Raw genomic sequence first — 17,049 nt, 5'->3', positions numbered from 1 at the left:
GCTCCGTCGAATGCGAACCGTCCTGACCTACGGCACCTTCGACCTGTTCCACGTCGGCCACCTGCGGCTGATCGAGCGGTTGGCCGCGATGGGGGACCGGCTCGTCGTCGGCGTCTCGACCGACGAGTTCAACGCCGGCAAGGGCAAGACCTCGGTGGTGTCCTACCAGGACCGCGCCGACATCGTGTCCTCCATCAAGGGCGTCGACCTGGTCATCCCGGAGAACTCCTGGGAGCAGAAGCGCACCGACATCGTCGAGCACGGCGTGGACGTGTTCGTGATGGGCGACGACTGGACGGGCAAGTTCGACGACCTGACCGAGCTGTGCGAGGTCGTCTACCTGCCGCGCACCAAGGGCGTCTCGAGCACCTCGATCAAGCAGATGCTCGGCGGCCTGGACGCCGGCCATCTCGACGAGCTGCAGCGCGCGGTGAGCACCCTGACCGGCCTCCTCGACCACTACAGGGACCTTTCCTAGAACTTCGGTCGGCTGAGTGCCCCGGAGATGGGACCCGGGGCCCACCCACCGTTTAAGGTGGGTCTCGTCCTGCGCGGGAGATCCCGTAGGAGCGCAGATGCGCCGCAGACGACACTTTCGACCACGAAGGACCCATCACGTGGACTACAAGGTTGCTGACCTTTCCCTGGCCGAGTACGGCCGCAAGGAGCTGACCCTCGCCGAGCACGAGATGCCCGGCCTGATGGAGATGCGCCGCCGCTACGCGGACTCCCAGCCCCTCAAGGGCGCCCGCATCGCCGGCTCGCTCCACATGACGATCCAGACCGGTGTCCTCATCGAGACGCTCACCGCGCTCGGTGCCGACGTCCGCTGGGCGACCTGCAACATCTTCTCCACCCAGGACCACGCCGCCGCGGCGATCGTCGTCGGCAAGGGCACCCCGGAGGACCCGCAGGGCACCCCCGTCTTCGCCTGGAAGGGCGAGACCCTGGCCGAGTACTGGGACGAGGCCGAGAAGGTCTTCGCCTTCACCGACGCCGAGGGCAACCCGGTGGGCCCGAACATGCTCCTCGACGACGGCGGCGACATCACGCTGCTGGTCCACAAGGGCGTCGAGTTCGAGAAGGCCGGCGCCGTGCCGGGCCAGGACTCCACCGACAACGAGGAGTACAAGGAGGTCCTCCGGGTCCTCGCGCGCTCCCTCGACAACGACCCGCAGCGCTGGACCAACATCGCCAACGGCATCAAGGGCGTCACGGAGGAGACCACCACCGGTGTGCTCCGCCTCTACGACCGCTTCAAGGAGGGCTCGCTGCTCTTCCCGGCGATCAACGTCAACGACTCGGTCACCAAGTCGAAGTTCGACAACAAGTACGGCTGCCGCCACTCGCTCATCGACGGCATCAACCGTGGCACCGACGTCATGATCGCGGGCAAGACGGCGGTCGTGTGCGGCTACGGCGACGTCGGCAAGGGCTCGGCCGAGTCCCTGCGCGGCCAGGGCGCCCGCGTCATCATCACCGAGATCGACCCGATCTGCGCGCTGCAGGCCGCCATGGACGGCTACGAGGTCAAGCGCCTCGAGTCCGTCGTCGACTTCGCCGACATCTTCATCACCACCACCGGCAACTTCGACATCATCCGCGTCGAGCACTTCGAGCGCATGAAGAACCAGGCCATCGTCGGCAACATCGGCCACTTCGACAACGAGATCGACATGGCCGGCCTGGCCAAGATCCCGGGCATCGTCAAGGACGAGATCAAGCCGCAGGTCCACCAGTGGATCTTCGAGGACGGCAAGAAGATCATCGTGCTGTCCGAGGGCCGCCTGCTGAACCTCGGCAACGCGACCGGCCACCCGTCGTTCGTCATGTCGAACTCCTTCACCAACCAGGTGCTCGCGCAGATCGAGCTCTACACCAAGCTCGAGGAGTACCCGATCGGCGTCTACGTGCTGCCCAAGCACCTCGACGAGGAGGTCGCCCGGCTGCACCTCGACGCCATCGGTGTCGAGCTCACCGAGCTCAACCAGGCGCAGGCCGACTACCTCGGCGTCCCGATCGAGGGCCCGTACAAGAGCGACCACTACCGCTACTGATCAATGGCGCGAGCGCGTCGCCGCTGATCGGCGCCTCGCCTCACCTTCGCGGAGCGACCCTCCGGTCGCTCGTTCCTCGCTTCCTCCGGGATCGCTCCGCGAAGGCTCGGCAACCGGCGCCGGCGGCGCCGCGCTGCCGCGCACGCGGTTGTCTGCCGTAGGTCAAGCCTTGGCCTGGCGGCAAGCCTTGGCAGTCCCCGTACTCCCACGAGTGCGGGGACTGGCCGTATCTCCGCTCAGTGGGCGGCGGCTGCGGGCTCGGCGCGGTAGCGGGACGAGCGGCCGTCGGTGCCGGCGAGCTTCCACACCCAGCGGTTGGAGCGGGTGAGCAGCCCGTTGCGCTCGAAGCAGGCGCGGACGTCGGCGGAGAGGTCGCGGCGGAACTTCGCGGCCTCGGGGCCGCGCTCGAAGGAGTCGCGGACGACGTAGCGCGGCATGCCCATCATCTTCCGGTCGCGGCGGGAGGGCTTGAGGATCGCGTCCGCGCCGATGCGCATGAAGACCCCGGTGATGGCACCGACGACCCAGCGCTGGAAGCGGTTGAGGCTCGGCGAGTGATGGTCGAGCCAGGCGTGCGCGAAGCCGATGTGGCGGGCCTCCTCGGCGATGTGGATCGTCATGATCCGGTCCAGCAGCGGGTGCACGCCGCCGCCGCGCAGCTGGTTCTTCTGGACGTGGTCGATCGGCTCCTCGCCGGCCAGGATGATCGCGAAGAAGAGCGCCGGGGTCAGGCCACCGAGGTGGCCGACGAACGGGAACAGGTGCAGCAGCCAGCGCGGGACGCCGCTCACCTCCGGGCAGGCCCGGTTGGTGAACTCCTGGAACATCTGGATGTGATGGCACTCCTCGGTGAGCTCGTGCATGAAGTAGCGGAACTCGGGGTTGTCGTTCTTCAGGCCCATCAGGAACTGGGTGCCGCCCAGGAGCAGCAGCTGCTCGAACTGGGAGCCGGTCTTGGTCAGCGCCGTCATCCGGTGGCGGGCCACGGCGAGCTGCCGATCGCGGGGGAGCGAGGTGTACCAGGGGTGGTGCGCGATCGGGTCGCTCTCGGGCAGCGTCCAGCGCTCGTCGTCGGGAGGGAACTGCATCTCCGGGGCGTCCCAGTCGATGTCGCGAAACGCCTCGAAGTGCTGCACCGCCGATGCCTCGGAGAGGATGCGCAGCGTGGCGTCGTATTCCATGCCGGTCTCGATGAGGGTCATGCGACCGACGTTACCGCTACACCGTGTAGCGATGGAAGGATTCCGCGACATCGGGTCGCGTGCACGCCTGCGCGGGAATCGACGGATCCAGCCCCGGTCTGCCTACGATGTGAGGCGTGAGTCAGCAGTCGGCGTACCCCACCCGGGGGCGGGTGTTGGTCGTCGACGACGACGCCTCCCTGGCGGAGATGCTCGGCATCGTCCTGGCCCAGGAGGGGTTCGAGTCGCGGGTGTGCGCCCGCGGTGACGAGGCGCTGTCCGCGTTCCGCGAGTACCGGCCCGACCTGGTGCTGCTGGACCTGATGCTGCCCGGCAAGGATGGCATCGACGTGTGCAAGGAGATCCGGGCGGAGTCCGGCGTACCGATCGTGATGCTGACCGCCAAGGGCGACACCGTCGACGTCGTCCTCGGCCTCGAGTCCGGGGCCGATGACTACATCGTCAAGCCGTTCAAGCCCAAGGAGCTCGTGGCCCGCATCCGCGCGCGGGTACGCCGCCGCGACGGCGCCTCCGCGGAGACCCTCGGGATCGGCGACCTGTCCATCGACGTCGCGGGTCACCAGGTGACGCGTGCCGGCGCCCCGCTCGCGCTGACACCGCTGGAGTTCGACCTGCTGGTCTGCCTGGCGCGCAAGCCGTGGCAGGTCTTCACCCGCCAGGTGCTGCTCGAGGAGGTCTGGGGCTACCACCACGCGGCCGACACCCGGCTGGTCAACGTGCACGTGCAGCGGCTGCGGTCCAAGATCGAGCACGACCCGGAGCATCCTGAGATCGTGCTGACCGTCCGCGGCGTCGGCTACAAGGCCGGCGCCGCCACGTGAGGGTCCTGACCCGGGGGGTACGACGGGCGCTGACGTTCTGGCGGCGCTCGATCCAGGCCCGGGTCGTTGCCGGCACCGTCGTCATGTCCGCGCTGGTCATCACCGCGATCGGCTGGCTGCTGCTGGACCACACCCGCGATGGCCTGCTGCAGCACCGTGTCGACGTGGCCGTGGGCGAGGTCAACAGCGTGATCGCCGACTCCACGGTGCGTCTCGACGCCGCCTCGGGCACCGAGGTCAACTCCGGGCGGCAGCAGCGCGACCTGCTCGACCCGATCATCGAGCGCGGCAACAGCCGGGGCTTCCTGGTGGTCCTCGGGCCGCCCGTGGACGCCGGCCTGTCGCTGCAGAGCGGCGGCGGGCAGTACACCAGCGGGCTCGATCTGAGCAGCGTCCCGGCCGGGCTGCAGCAGCACTTCGACCGCGTGGACCTCGGCACCGCCTGGACCTACACGATGATCACCCGGACCCTGCCCGACGGATCGCGGGTCTCCGAGCCGGGGGTCGCGGTCGGCGCCGAGGTCCAGCTGCCCTCCGACGGCCGCACCTACCCGCTGTACTTCCTGTTCCCGCTCAACGAGGAGCAGGACACCCTCGACCTGGTCGCCGGCGGACTGCTGGTCGCCGGCGGGGTCCTGCTGGCGCTGCTCGGCGCGATCACCTGGCTGGTCATCCGCCAGGTCGTCACCCCGATCCGGCTCGCCCGCCAGATCGCCGAGCGGCTCGCGGCCGGGCGGCTGCAGGAGCGGCTGCGGGTGTCGGGCGAGGACGACCTGGCGCGCCTGGCCCTCTCGTTCAACCAGATGGCGACCAACCTGCAGCGCCAGATCCGCCAGCTCGAGGAGCTCAGCTGGCTGCAGCGCCGGTTCGTCTCCGACGTCTCCCACGAGCTGCGGACCCCGCTGACCACCGTGCGGATGGCGAGCGACCTGCTGCACGAGTCCCGTGCCGACTTCGACCCCGCCACGGCCCGCGCGGCCGAGCTGCTGCAGCGCGAGCTGGGGCGCTTCGAGGACCTGCTCGCCGACCTGCTGGAGATCAGCAGGTTCGACGCGGGCGCGGCCGTGCTCGAGACCGACAACGTCGACCTGGTCGGCGTGGCCTGCCGGGTGGTGGAGGCGTGTGCGCCGCTGGCCGACAAGCGCGGCGTCCAGGTCGAGGTGGAGGCACCCGAGGCCCCGGTCCTCGCCGACGTCGACGTACGCCGGGTGGAGCGCGTGCTGCGCAACCTGGTGAGCAATGCGATCGACCACGCCGACCCCGCGCGGGTCGACCGTCCGGTGGCGGTGCGCCTGGCCGCCGACGACCACGCCGTGGCGGTCACGGTGCGCGACCACGGCGTCGGCCTCGCGGCGGGGGAGGCGGCGCTGGTGTTCAACCGGTTCTGGCGCTCGGACCCGGCCCGCGCCCGCACCACCGGCGGCACCGGGCTCGGCCTGGCGATCGCGCTGGAGGACGCCCACCTGCACGGGGGCTGGCTGCAGGCGTGGGGACGGCCCGGCGGCGGTGCGCAGTTCCGGCTCACCATCCCGCGGCATGCGGGGGAGACCGTGCACTCCAGCCCACTGCCCCTGGCCCCCGAGGACGACGTGGTCACGCCGGCCGCCGAGGTGACCGAGGTCGCCGAGGTCGCCGCCCACCTCGACGGGGGTGGCCGCCCATGAGGCCGTCGACGCCCCGCCGGGGCGCCCTCGCGGCGGTGGTGCTGCTGCCGCTCCTGGCCGCCGCGTGCGTGCAGCTGCCTGCGTCCGGGCCGGTCACCGGCGTCGGCTCGCAGGGAGGCACCGACGTACGACCGCCCTCCGACATCGACCCGGAGCCGCCCCAGCCGGGGGAGTCGCGGCTCGACGTCGTCGACGGGTTCCTCGACGCGATGACGGCCTGGCCGATCACCACGACCGTGGCCAAGGAGTACCTCACCGCCGATGCCGCCAAGGAGTGGAACCCGGTCGCGGCGACGGTGGTCTACGCGAACTTCGCCCCGCCGACCGACGACGGCGCCCAGGTGACGGTCCGGCTCAGCGGTGCTGCTCGCCTCGACCCCTCGGGCGCCTGGGAGGGCCAGGTCCCGGCGTCGCGGAGCACGGTGTCGTTCGACGTCGAGGTCCAGGACGGCGAGTACCGGATCGCGAACCCGCCGGACCAGATGATCGTGCCGGCGACGTGGTTCCAGCAGCGCTTCGGCGAGGTCGAGCTGTACTACTTCGACCCGGGCGCGACGTACCTCGTCCCCGAGCCGGTGTTCGCGCCGATCGGCGACCAGCTCCCGACCGCGCTGGTCTCCGCGCTGCTCGCGGGACCGCCGCGCGACCTCGCCGGCGTCGTCCGCACCTTCCTGCCCGCCGGCCTCAGCCTGAGCCTGTCGGTGCCCGTCACCGACGGGGTCGCGCAGGTGGACCTGGTGGGCGGGCACCTCCAGCCCTCGGCCCAGGAGGGGGACCTCCTGCTCGCCCAGGTGGCGGCCACGCTGCGCCAGGACGCCACGCTGACCGGGTTCCGGCTGCGGATCAACGGACAGCCGGTCGGCGGCGTCGACCGGGTCCACCCGGTCGACCTCGGCGCCGTGCGGATGGCCACCGCGCAGAGCTCGCACACGCTGTACGGCGTCCTCCACGACCGCTTGGTCAGCGGCGACCCGAGCCGGTTCCTGCCCGTCCCCGGCCCGTTCGGTGCCGGCGAGGAGGTCCTCGACAGCGTCGCGGTGGCACCCGACGGGCGCGACGCCGTGGCCGTGACCGCGGGTGGCACCGCTGCCGTCGAGGCGCCCACGACCGCGGTGACGCACCCCAGTGTGCGCGTCCTGCTCACCGGGGCCACGGCGCTCGCGCGGCCCACGGTGGACCTGGCCGGCCGGGTGTGGCTGCTCGACCGCGGCCCGCGCGGCGCGCGTGTGCACTGCTGGCAGGACGGGCGCACCACCGAGGTGAGCATGCCGGGGGTGAGCGGTCGGGACGCCCGCCGCCTTCTCGTGTCGCGCGACGGCACCCGGCTGATCGCGGTGGTCCACCGCCCGGGCGGCGACCGGATCGTCGGGGCCCGGGTCGCGACCACCCCGACCGGTCAGGTACGCCGCCTGGTCGACCCGTTCCACATCCCCGTCGGCCCCGGTCGTGCGATCTCCGACGTCGCCTGGGCGGCGCCGACGCTGCTCGCGGTGCTGTCGCCGACCCGCCCGGGCAGCCTGTACCAGGTCGACGTCGTCCCCGCAGACGGGTCGACGATCGGCGCGGACAGCGTCTCGACCGTGATCAGCGGGCACGTGACCGGCCTCGCCGGCACCCCCGACCCCGACCAGCCGACGTACGCGGTCCTCAACGGGGTCCTCGTCGACGTCCGCACCCGGGTGAGCACGCCGCTCCCGGCGCGCCCCACCGACCTCGGCTACCCGGGCTGATCCCCGGCCCCCTCCACAGCCCGGGCCGCGACGGTTGCGGGCACCGGTCCGGGCTGGTGCCATGGCCCGGTGACCGCCGGCCTGTACGACGCCTTCGCCGACCTCGTGCTCGGCGGCGCCTGTGTGGCCTGCGCGCGGCCCGGTCGCCCGCTGTGCCGCCCGTGCGAGGACGGGCTGCCGGTCACGGCCCGGCTCGCCTGGCCGACCCCGGCGCCCGCCGGCCTGGCACCGCCGTACGCCGTCGGTGAGTACGCCGACGCGCTCCGCGCCCTGATCGTGCGGCACAAGGAGGACCGGTTGCTGGCCCTGGCGCGGCCGCTCGGCGGGCTGCTCGCGCTCGCCGTCGCGGCGGCCGTCCCCCAGACCGAGGAGAGGCTGCTGCTGGTCCCGGTCCCGTCGCGGCGGGCGGCGCTCCGCGAGCGCGGCTACGACCCGACCGGCGCCCTCGTCCGGCACGCCGCCCGGGTCTTGCGCCGCGGCGGCCGGCAGGCCGACGTCGCCGCCCTCCTGCGGCTGCGTGCACCCGTCCGGGACCAGGCCGGGCTGGACGCCGGTGAGCGCGCGCGCAACCTCGCCGGCACCCTGTGGTGCCCCAGCGGCGTGGTCGCGCGCCACGCCGGCGTACGGGCCCGGGTGGTGGTGTGCGACGACGTCCTCACCACCGGCTCGACGGCACGCGAGGCGCAGCGTGCCCTCGAGGCGGCCGGAATCGGCGTCCACGCGATCGCGTGTGTCGCCGCGACCCGGCGCCGCGCAGTGAGATCAGGTCCGAAGTCCCTTTCCTGACCGACGATCACGCACTAACGTCTTTGCATGGAGTCCACCTGGATGCCTCTTCCGCGTCATCTCGATGCGAGGCGGTCCGGGGACGTGGCTGTCGCATGTTCGTCGGCGGGTCCGCGCGCGACTCCATCCCATCAATCCACACCTGGAGGTACACGATGGACGTTGTGGTCACTGGCCGGCACTGCGAGATCTCGGACGGGTTCCGGGCACACGCGAGCGAGAAGCTGAGCAAGCTCGAGAAGCACGATCACCGGATCATCCGGGTCCAGGTCGAGGTCGAGTCCGAACCGAATCCGCGCCAGCACGACCACGCCGTCCACGTCGAGCTCACCGCCTACTCCAAGGGCCCGGTGATCCGCGCCGAGGCCGCCGCCGAGGACAAGATGGGCGCGCTCGACCTCGCCCTCGACAAGATGGCCGCGCAGATGAGACGCGCCGCCGACCGCCGCCGGGTGCACCGCGGCCGTCGTACGCCGGTGTCCGTCGGCCAGGCGCTGGCGGGCGGTGCCACGATCGCCGAGGTCGCGACCGAGGTGGAGGTCGAGGAGCGCAAGGTCGGCCCGATCACGGTCACCGGCGACGGGCCGCTGGTGGTCCGCGAGAAGACCCACCCGGCCACGGCCATGACGCTCGACCAGGCCCTCTACGAGATGGAGCTCGTCGGCCACGACTTCTACCTGTTCGTGGACAAGGAGAGCGAGCGGCCGTCGGTCGTCTACCGCCGCAAGGGCTACGACTACGGCGTGATCTCCCTTGACCTGGGTGGCGAATGACCGTCCGGAACCGGGTCTAGACCGGGGTTCGGTCGGAGGCGCATGCCATGATCTCGGGCGTGAGCAGTGTGATGACGCCGGCAGGTTCCGAGCCGGTGCGGGTTCTCGTGGTCGACGACCAGGAGCTGTTCCGGCGCGGCCTCACGATGCTGCTCGGTGTCGAGGAGGGCATCGAGGTCGTCGGCGAGGCCGGCGACGGCCTGCGCGGAGCCGACCTGGCGATCAGCACCGCGCCCGACGTGGTGCTCCTCGACGTCCGGATGCCGAAGCAGTCGGGCATCGAGACCTGCGTGAAGATCAAGGAGGCCCTGCCCTCCACCAAGATCATCATGCTGACGATGTCCGACGAGGAGGCCGACCTCTACGAGGCCGTCAAGAGCGGCGCCTCGGGCTACCTGCTCAAGGACTCCTCCATCGAGGAGGTCGCGCAGGGCATCCGGGTCGTCGCCGACGGCCAGTCGCTGATCTCGCCGTCGATGGCGGCCAAGCTGATCGACGAGTTCAAGTCGATGTCGAAGCCCGAGCGCAACGGCCCGGCCCTCAAGCTCACCGAGCGTGAGCTCGAGGTGCTGCGCCTGGTCGCCAAGGGCTTGTCGAACCGCGAGGTCGCCGGGCGGCTGCGGATCAGCGAGAACACGGTCAAGAACCACGTGCGCAACATGCTGGAGAAGCTCCAGCTGCATTCGCGCATGGAGGCGGTCATGTTCGCGGTGAGAGAGAAGATCGTCGAGCTCGATTGATGGCGCGAGCGCGTCGCCGCTGATCGGCGCCTCGCCTCACCTGGGTGCCTCGGCTCCTGCGGTCGCTCGTTCCTCGCTCCCTTCGTCGCCTCGTCGCCCAGGCTCGGCAACCGGCGCCGGCGGCGCCGCGCTGCCGCGCGCGCGGTTGTCTTGCGTAGGTCCTGCCTTGGTCTGGCGGCAAGACGTTCGTAGGCGCGAGCGCGTCGCCGCTGGCGGCGCCTTGCCTCACCTGGGTGTCTCGGCTCCTTCGGTCGCTCGTTCCTCGCTCCCTTCGTCGCCTCGTCGCCCAGGCTCGGCAACCGGCGCCGGCGGCGCCGCGCTGCCGCGCGCGCGGTTGTCTTGCGTAGGTCCTGCCTCGGTCTGGCGGCAAGACGTGCGGAGGACGTCGACCGCGCATCATCCGGGCCCGATGGTGCTCAGCCAGGCCCGGGCCTCGGCGTGGCTGCGGATCCTCACGATCGGGAGGTCCGGTCGCTCTGCTGCGAGGCGCGCGATCCGCTCGGCCGTCTGGTGGTGCGTCCGCCAGGCCCAGCGGACGATGTGGTCACGGTCGGTGAGGAACGTGGCGAGCGGCGGCTCGACGTTGCCGTTCCACAGCACCTCGCGGCGCAGCCGCCGGCGGACGGTGCGGCGGACCACCTGCCGCAGGACCGTCGGCCGGGGCAGGGCGAGCCACACCACGAGGTCGGCCCGCGCGGCGAGGATCGGGCGGGCGTCGGCGTACTGCCACTCCGTGACCCAGGTCGGCCGGTCCGCGAGCTCCTCGACCTCCTGCAGGAAGCTGGGCCGCGGCACCCAGCCGGGGCCGTGGAAGAGACCGTCGATCTCGACGTGCTCGATGCCGAGCGCAGCCGCGATGTCGCGGGCCAGGGTCGTCTTCCCGGAGCCCGAGGTCCCGGCCACGAGGATGCGCTGCGGTGCCACGGGTCGAGTGTCACAGACGGCGCGCACCCGGAGGTACGTCGGAGGCGGCCGCTAGGTTTCCTGCCATGCAGTCGGTGTCGTTGGCGCAGGCGCGGCGGGTCGCGCTGGCCGCACAGGGGTTCCTCGACCCGGCCCATGCGGTGCCGACGATGCGGACGCTGGCGCGCACGATCGGGCGGACCGGGGTCCTGCAGGTCGACAGCGTCAACGTGCTGCAGCGCGCGCACTTCATGCCGCTCTACTCCCGGATGGGCCCCTACGACGTCGACCTGCTGCGCCGGGCCAGCGAGGGGCGCCCGCGCCGGCTCGTGGAGTACTGGGCGCACGTGCAGGCGCTGATGCCCGTCGAGCTGTGGCCGGTGATGCAGCACCGGATGGACCACTACCGGGCCCGGCAGTTCAAGTGGTGGAAGGACGTGCCGCACGACCTGCACGACGGGCTGATCGCGGCGATCCGCGACGCCGGCCCGTCGACCGCCCGCGAGCTCGACACCGGCGCCCCGCGGGCCAAGGAGCACTGGGGCTGGAACTGGTCGCAGACCCGGATCGCGCTCGACTACCTCTACATGACCGGCGAGCTCGCGATCGCGGGACGCAACAGCCAGTTCGAGATCCGCTACGACCTGCCCGAGCGGGTGATCCCGGCCTCGGTGCTGGCGATGCCGACGCCGACCCCGACCGAGGCCCATGTGGAGCTGGTGCGCCGCGCGGCCCGCAGCCACGGGATCGCGACCGCCAAGGACCTCGCCGACTACTACCGGATGTCGGTCGCCGACACGACCGCTGCGCTGGTGACCCTGCTGGAGTCGGGGGAGGTCGAGGAGGTGCGCGTGGCGGACTGGCGGCGCCCGGCGTACCTGCACAGCGAGGCGCGCCTCCCACGGCGGATCGCGGCGCGGGCCCTGCTCAGCCCGTTCGACCCGGTGGTCTGGGAGCGGGCGCGCACCGAGGTGCTGTTCGACTTCCACTACCGGATCGAGATCTACACCCCCGCGGACCAGCGCGTGCACGGCTACTACGTGCTGCCGTTCCTGCTCGGCGACCGGATCGTCGCGCGGGTCGACCTCAAGGCCGACCGGGTCGGGCGCCGGCTGCTCGTCCAGGGGGCGTACGCCGAGCCTGCCGCGCCACCCGACACCGCCGAGCAGCTGCGGGCCGAGCTGCAGCGGCTCGCCGGCTGGCTGGGCCTCGACGACGTGGTCGTCGCACCTCGCGGCGACCTCGCACCCGCGTTGGCGGCGCTGTGACGCCCCGCTGGCTGACCGCCTTCCTCGACACGGCTCCGGACGGTGCCGACGCGGCAGCGGCCTTCTGGGCGTCGGCGACCGGCCACCGCGTCTCCCCGGCCCGCGGCGACGCCGGCGAGTTCGCGACGCTGCTGCCGGGCGACGGGGACGCGCACCTGCGCCTGCAGCGGATCGCTGCCGGTCCCGACGGCGTCCACCTCGACCTCCACGTCGACGACCCGCGGGCCGCCGCCGACGCGGCGGTGGCGCTGGGCGCCACCGAGCAGACCGACCAGGGCTACGTCGTCCTGCGCAGCCCGGGCGGCCTGGCGTTCTGCTGCGTGCCGTGGCACGACGAGTCCCGCCGCGCGCCCGCCGCCACCTGGCCGGGCGGCCACTCCTCCGTGGTCGACCAGGTGTGCCTCGACATCCCCGCGGCGTCGTACGACGAGGAGGTGAGGTTCTGGGCGATGCTGACCGGCTGGCCCGACCGCGCCACCGACCTGGCCGAGTTCCGGTCCCTGGTGCGCCCGCCGGAGCAGCCGCTGCGGCTGCTGCTGCAGCGCCTCGGACCGGACCACCCCGGCGACACCGTGGCGGCCCACCTCGACCTCGCCACCACCGACCGTCCCGCGGAGGTGGCGCGCCTGGCCGGCCTCGGCGCGCGCCGGGTCCGGGAGGGGCCGAGCTGGACCGTCCTGGCCGATCCGGCCGGGCGCCTCTTCTGCGTGACCGACCGGAGCCCGTGAGTCAGCGGACCCGCAGCCGGCGCAGCGCCCTGAGCTGGGTGTTGCCCAGATCGACGAACTTCTCCAGGGTCATCCCACTCGGCGGGCCGAGGGGCACCAGCAGGCTCTGGGCCGCGACGGTCTGCGACTCGGTGAACTTCCGCATGCCCTCGGCGCCGTGCCGGCGGCCGAGGCCGCTGTCGCCCATCCCGCCCATGCCGGCCTCGATCGACCCCGCGGCAGCGGCCGCCCCGTCGTTGATGTTGACCGAGCCCGCCCGGATCCGGCCGGCCATCGTCCGGGCAGCGTGCACGTCGCGCGACCAGATGCTGGCCGACAGGCCGTAGCGGCCCTCGTTCGCCCGGGCGATCGCCTCCTGGTCGGTGCGGACGCGGTAGAGCGAGAGGACCGGGCCGAAGGTCTCCTCCAGGCACACCGGCATCTCCGTGGTGACGCCCTCGAGCACGGTGGGCTCGTGGACCAGCGGGCCGAGGTCCGGACGGGCCCGGCCGCCGGTCAGCACCGTCGCGCCGGCAGCGACCGCCGAGGACACGTGCGCCACGACGGTCTCCAGCTGCGCCGGCGACGCCAGCGAGCCGACGTCGACGCTGTAGTCGAAGGTCTGTCCCAGGCGCAGCGCCTCGGTGGCGGCGATCAGAGCGGTCCGGAAGGCGTCGTACACGTCGGTGTGGACCAGCACCCGCTCGATGTGGATGCACATCTGGCCGGTGTTGCCGAACGCGGCGGCGACGCACCCGGCCGCCGCCTTCTCCACGTCCGCGTCGGCGCGGACGATCAGCGGGTTCTTGCCGCCCAGCTCGAGCGACGCGGCGATGAGCCGCTCACCGGCGCGCCGGCCGACGTGGCGCCCGGTCGCGGTCGAGCCGGTGAAGCAGATGTGGTCGACGCCTTCGGAGTCGTTCGAGCCGATCAGGGCGTCGCCGATCACCGAGCCCGGCCCGACCACGATGTGCCACAGCTCGGTCGGGAGCCCGGCCTCCGCCATCAGGGCGCGGGCCCACAGCAGGGTCAGCGGCGTCTGCGAGTCGGCCTTGCTGACCACGCCGTTGCCGGCCAGGAGCGCCGGCAGGACGTCGCCGACGGCCAGGTAGAGCGGGTAGTTCCACGGCGAGATCATCCCGATGACGCCCTTGGCCACCCGCTGCTCGCGCACCCTGGTCAGCCCCGGCATCGCGCCGCGGACCTTGTGGTCGACCAGGTAGCGCTCGCCGCGCCGCGCGTAGTGGCGCGCGATGTTGGCGACCTGCAGGATCTCCTGCCACGCGCTGAACCGTGCCTTGCCCATCTCCCACTGGATCAGGTCCAGCACCTCGGCCTGCCGCTCGACGAGCAGGTCGTGGAAGCGCAGCACGACGGCCGCCTTCGCGGAGTACGGCGTGGTCGCCCACGCCCGCTGGGCGAGCCGGGCGTCGGCGATCGCGGCGGCGACGTCCTCGGCGGTGGAGGTCGGTACGTCGGCGACCGGCCGGCCGTCGTACGGCGCGACGGCGGTGGACACGCCGGACCCGGCCGGGTCGCGGAAGACCCAGCCGCGCCACTCGTCGAGGCGCTCGTCGCTCACCCAGGCGGGACGGACGGTGGTCGGGGCGATGGTGCTGGTCACGGGGACTCCTCGGTTCAGGGATAGCGGACGGGTTCGGGGGCGATGCCGGTGCGGCGGGTGCGCCGGGCCGCCACCAGGGCGGGCACGGCGAGCCGCAGCTGCTCCGGCAGCCGGTTGGCGAGGCGTGAGACGCGCTGGAGACGGGACACCCGGCGCAGCGCGCGTCGCAACGGTGCGGACAGGCCGACCCGGGCGCGCAGCCGCGGGTCGAGGGTCGCAGCGACGAGGTCCCGCTGGACGGCGAGCAGCGGGCTCGCGGCGGCCTGCAGCGCGCCGTCGGCCAGCCGGCGGGGGAGCGGGAGCCAGCGCGGCGCCCGCGGGGCGGCGTACAGGATGTCCTGGACCACGGGGTTGTTCTCGAGCAGTGGCAGCTGTGCCTCCCAGCCCTCCCAGAACTCCGCGCGGGTGGCCGGCAGCTGGTCGGGGCGTACGCCGATGACCAGCCCGAGGCGGCGCCACTCCTCGAACAGCTGCTGGTCCTGGGCGTCGGTCAGCCCGGGGCCGAAGTCGCGCAGGAAAAGCCGGGTCCCCTCGTACGCCGTCCAGTGGACCCACGCGTAGGCCCGCGGGTCGAGCGCGTGGTAGCCGCGCCCGGCCGCGTCCACGCCCCGGATCCCGGCATGCATCCGCAGCAGCCGCTGTCCCTCGTCGACGGCCGCCTGGCCGCCGTACACGCTCTTCACCACCGAGCGGGTGGTGCGCCACAGCCGGCCGTAGGGGTCGTCCTTGTAGACCGACTGCTGCTCGACGGCGGCTCCGACCATGGGGTGCGCGACCTGGTGCAGCAGCAGGCGCACGGCCAGCAGCACGGCGCGCTGGTCGCCGGCGGCGTACCAGATGACGCCGCCGGGGCCGATCGGCTCGACGTCCCGCGCGGTCGCGACGGTCATGAGTAGAGCCGATCCAGGACGTCGGAGTACTTGGCGTGCACGACGCGCCGCTTGAGCTTCAGGGTCGGCGTGAGCTCCTCGGACTCCGCGGTCCACTCCACCGGCAGCAGCTCCCAGGCCTTGACCTGCTCGGGGCGCGACAGTCGCTCGTTGGCGGCGTCGACGGCGGCCTGCGCCATCGCCTGCATCGCCGGGTGGCCTGCCAGCTGGGCCAGGTCGCGCGCGACCTCGGGCGGCACCCCCGCCCGGGCGGCGACCAGCGGCGCGATCTCGGCGTCGAGGGTGAGGATCGCGACGACGTACGGACGACCCTCGCCGAAGACCAGCGCGTGGCCGACGATCGGGCTCTCCTTGAGGTGGTTCTCGATGTTGGAGGGCGCGATGTTCTTGCCGGAGCTGGTGATGATCATCTCCTTCTTGCGGTCGACGACCGCCAGGAAGCCGTCCTCGTCGATCACGCCGATGTCGCCGGTGTGCACCCAGCCGTCGGCATCGATGAGGTCGCGCGTCGCCGACTCCAGCCGGTAGTAGCCCTGCGAGGCCACCGGCCCGCGGGCGAGGATCTCGCCGTCCTCGGCGAGCGAGATCTCGATGCCCGGAAGCGGGCGGCCGACGGTGCCGAGGCGGAACTGCTCCGGGCCGCATGCCGTCACCGCGGCGCAGGTCTCGGTCATGCCGTAGACGTCGTAGATGCGCAGGCCGAGGCCCGCGAAGAAGCGCGCCACCTCCAGCGGCATCGGCGCGGCGGCCGAGGCGGCCCACTCGCAGCGGTCCAGCCCGAGCAGGGCCCGCAGGAAGCCCAGGAGCGCGGCGTCGACGGCCTCGAAGCGTGCGGTCAGCTCGGCCGAGGGGGTGCGGCCGAGCTGCTGGGCCTCGACGTACGCGAGCCCGGTCGCGAGCGCGGACTCGACCTGCGCGCGCCTCTCCGGGTCCTGCTCGGCCGCGAGCCGTGCCGAGATGCCGGTCTTGATCTTCTCCCAGACCCGCGGGACCCCGAAGAACCGCGTCGGGCGCACCTCGGCGAGCGCGCCCAGCAGGTGCGCGGGGTCGGCGATCAGGTGGATCTCACCACCGATGACCTGCGGGATGTACATGCCCAGCATCCGCTCGGCGATGTGCGCGAACGGCAGGTAGGAGATGAACACGACCTCGCCGGTCGCACCGGAGGTCTCCAGCGAGCATGCGGCCTCGTAGAGCACCGCGTGGTGGGTGAGGACGACGCCCTTCGGGTCACCGGTCGTGCCCGAGGTGTAGAGGATCGTCAGCGCATCCTCGGCCCGTACGCCGGCGACGCGCGCCGCCACGGCATCAGGCTCGGCCGCGAACCCCTCCCGTCCGGCTGCCACGAAGTCCGCCCACGACACGAACCGGTCGTCGCCGTCGGGCACGGGTGCGTCGATCAGTACGACGGTGCGCACCGTGGCCGACGAGGCCAGCGCGCGCTCCCACCGCGCCAGGTGCTCGGCCGTCTCCAGGACCACCACGGTCGGCTCGCTGTGGCCCGCGACGAACGCGACCTGGTCCACCGACAGGGTGTTGTAGACCGACATCGTGATCGCTCCGGCGTGCATCGCGCCCAGGTCGGCGACCACGTGCTCGATCCGGTTGCCGCACATGAGGGCGACCCGGTCGCCGGCCTGGACCCCGGCGGCGACGAGGGCGGCGGCGACGGCATGTGCCTGGTCGGCCAGCTCGGTCCAGGTCACCGAGCGCCAGCCCGGGGCGTAGCCCGCGGTCAGGTCGATGCCGACCTTGTCGGCGTACGCGACCGTGTCGCCGCGCGCCGCGACCGTGCGCGCGAACGCGGCGGGGACGGTGTCGCCGGCGATGGACGCCTCGATCCTCGCCCGGGTCGCGAGGGTGCTGTCGAGGGTGTCGGTCATG

At 72.5% G+C, this 17,049-nt stretch carries 15 protein-coding genes; 10 read left to right on the top strand and 5 right to left on the bottom strand.

Features of this window, described 5'->3' with window-relative positions; genetic code table 11:
* Nucleotides 1-10: 10 nt before the first annotated feature.
* Together ACYU8V_RS21475 and ahcY are read left to right on the top strand one after the other, a co-directional pair.
* Nucleotides 11-478 (top strand): adenylyltransferase/cytidyltransferase family protein, encoded by a 468-nt coding sequence (locus tag ACYU8V_RS21475; protein ID WP_460850277.1) that lies wholly within the window; start codon nucleotides 11-13, stop codon nucleotides 476-478.
* A gap of 139 nt (nucleotides 479-617) precedes the next feature.
* Entirely contained in the window at nucleotides 618-2,057 is a 1,440-nt protein-coding gene (gene ahcY, locus ACYU8V_RS21470; RefSeq protein ID WP_460850276.1) for an adenosylhomocysteinase, read from the top strand.
* Between the two features lie 236 nt (nucleotides 2,058-2,293).
* Here the strand turns inward: ahcY and ACYU8V_RS21465 are convergent, their stop codons facing one another.
* A complete protein-coding gene (locus tag ACYU8V_RS21465; protein WP_460850275.1) occupies nucleotides 2,294-3,259 on the bottom strand; it encodes an AurF N-oxygenase family protein in 966 nt (321 codons plus the stop codon).
* A 116-nt stretch (nucleotides 3,260-3,375) separates the two neighbouring features.
* Here ACYU8V_RS21465 and mtrA point away from each other — a divergent pair, with 116 nt between their 5' ends.
* The 6 genes from mtrA to ACYU8V_RS21435 all read left to right on the top strand — a co-directional run bounded on the left by mtrA (nucleotide 3,376) and on the right by ACYU8V_RS21435 (nucleotide 9,773).
* On the top strand, nucleotides 3,376-4,080 hold the full coding sequence (gene mtrA / locus ACYU8V_RS21460) for an MtrAB system response regulator MtrA (protein WP_460850274.1): 705 nt from the start codon (nucleotides 3,376-3,378) through the stop codon (nucleotides 4,078-4,080).
* A complete protein-coding gene (mtrB, locus tag ACYU8V_RS21455; RefSeq protein ID WP_460850273.1) occupies nucleotides 4,077-5,744 on the top strand; it encodes an MtrAB system histidine kinase MtrB in 1,668 nt (555 codons plus the stop codon). The genes mtrA and mtrB overlap by 4 nt, the downstream gene beginning before the upstream one ends.
* The gene (locus tag ACYU8V_RS21450; RefSeq protein WP_460850272.1) at nucleotides 5,741-7,474 is read left to right on the top strand and encodes an LpqB family beta-propeller domain-containing protein; all 1,734 of its coding nucleotides are present in this window, start codon (nucleotides 5,741-5,743) and stop codon (nucleotides 7,472-7,474) included. The genes mtrB and ACYU8V_RS21450 overlap by 4 nt, the downstream gene beginning before the upstream one ends.
* Before the next feature lie 69 nt (nucleotides 7,475-7,543).
* Nucleotides 7,544-8,260, top strand: coding sequence for a ComF family protein (locus ACYU8V_RS21445; RefSeq protein WP_460850271.1), 717 nt, complete (start codon nucleotides 7,544-7,546; stop codon nucleotides 8,258-8,260).
* Between the two features lie 155 nt (nucleotides 8,261-8,415).
* Nucleotides 8,416-9,033 carry a ribosome hibernation-promoting factor, HPF/YfiA family gene (gene hpf, locus ACYU8V_RS21440; RefSeq protein ID WP_460850270.1) on the top strand — a complete coding sequence of 206 codons (618 nt, stop codon included), beginning with the start codon at nucleotides 8,416-8,418 and terminating at the stop codon, nucleotides 9,031-9,033.
* Between the two features lie 59 nt (nucleotides 9,034-9,092).
* On the top strand, nucleotides 9,093-9,773 hold the full coding sequence (locus ACYU8V_RS21435; RefSeq protein ID WP_460850269.1) for a response regulator: 681 nt from the start codon (nucleotides 9,093-9,095) through the stop codon (nucleotides 9,771-9,773).
* A gap of 396 nt (nucleotides 9,774-10,169) precedes the next feature.
* Here the strand turns inward: ACYU8V_RS21435 and ACYU8V_RS21430 are convergent, their stop codons facing one another.
* Entirely contained in the window at nucleotides 10,170-10,697 is a 528-nt protein-coding gene (locus ACYU8V_RS21430) for an AAA family ATPase (RefSeq protein WP_460850268.1), read from the bottom strand.
* Between the two features lie 65 nt (nucleotides 10,698-10,762).
* On the opposite strand from ACYU8V_RS21430, the gene ACYU8V_RS21425 reads away from it, so the two are divergent.
* Nucleotides 10,763-11,944 (top strand): winged helix-turn-helix domain-containing protein, encoded by a 1,182-nt coding sequence (locus ACYU8V_RS21425; RefSeq protein ID WP_460850267.1) that lies wholly within the window; start codon nucleotides 10,763-10,765, stop codon nucleotides 11,942-11,944.
* Nucleotides 11,941-12,672: a VOC family protein gene (locus tag ACYU8V_RS21420; RefSeq protein WP_460850266.1), complete on the top strand. Its 732-nt coding sequence runs from the start codon at nucleotides 11,941-11,943 to the stop codon at nucleotides 12,670-12,672. Before ACYU8V_RS21425 ends, ACYU8V_RS21420 begins: the two co-directional genes overlap by 4 nt.
* Before the next feature lies 1 nt (nucleotide 12,673).
* On the opposite strand, the gene ACYU8V_RS21415 is transcribed toward ACYU8V_RS21420, so the two are convergent.
* The 3 genes from ACYU8V_RS21415 to ACYU8V_RS21405 are packed head-to-tail and all read right to left on the bottom strand — an operon-like array spanning nucleotide 12,674 to nucleotide 17,048.
* Entirely contained in the window at nucleotides 12,674-14,275 is a 1,602-nt protein-coding gene (locus ACYU8V_RS21415) for a succinic semialdehyde dehydrogenase (RefSeq protein ID WP_460850265.1), read from the bottom strand.
* 14 nt (nucleotides 14,276-14,289) lie between these two features.
* Nucleotides 14,290-15,165 carry an oxygenase MpaB family protein gene (locus ACYU8V_RS21410; protein WP_460850264.1) on the bottom strand — a complete coding sequence of 292 codons (876 nt, stop codon included), beginning with the start codon at nucleotides 15,163-15,165 and terminating at the stop codon, nucleotides 14,290-14,292.
* A complete protein-coding gene (locus ACYU8V_RS21405) occupies nucleotides 15,162-17,048 on the bottom strand; it encodes an AMP-dependent synthetase/ligase (RefSeq protein WP_460850263.1) in 1,887 nt (628 codons plus the stop codon). The genes ACYU8V_RS21410 and ACYU8V_RS21405 overlap by 4 nt, the downstream gene beginning before the upstream one ends.
* Nucleotide 17,049: the final 1 nt, after the last annotated feature.

This window comes from Nocardioides ultimimeridianus (assembly GCF_054777895.1).
The sequence above is the reverse complement of the archived record's forward strand: the minus strand, read 5'-3'. Positions and strand labels throughout refer to the sequence as shown.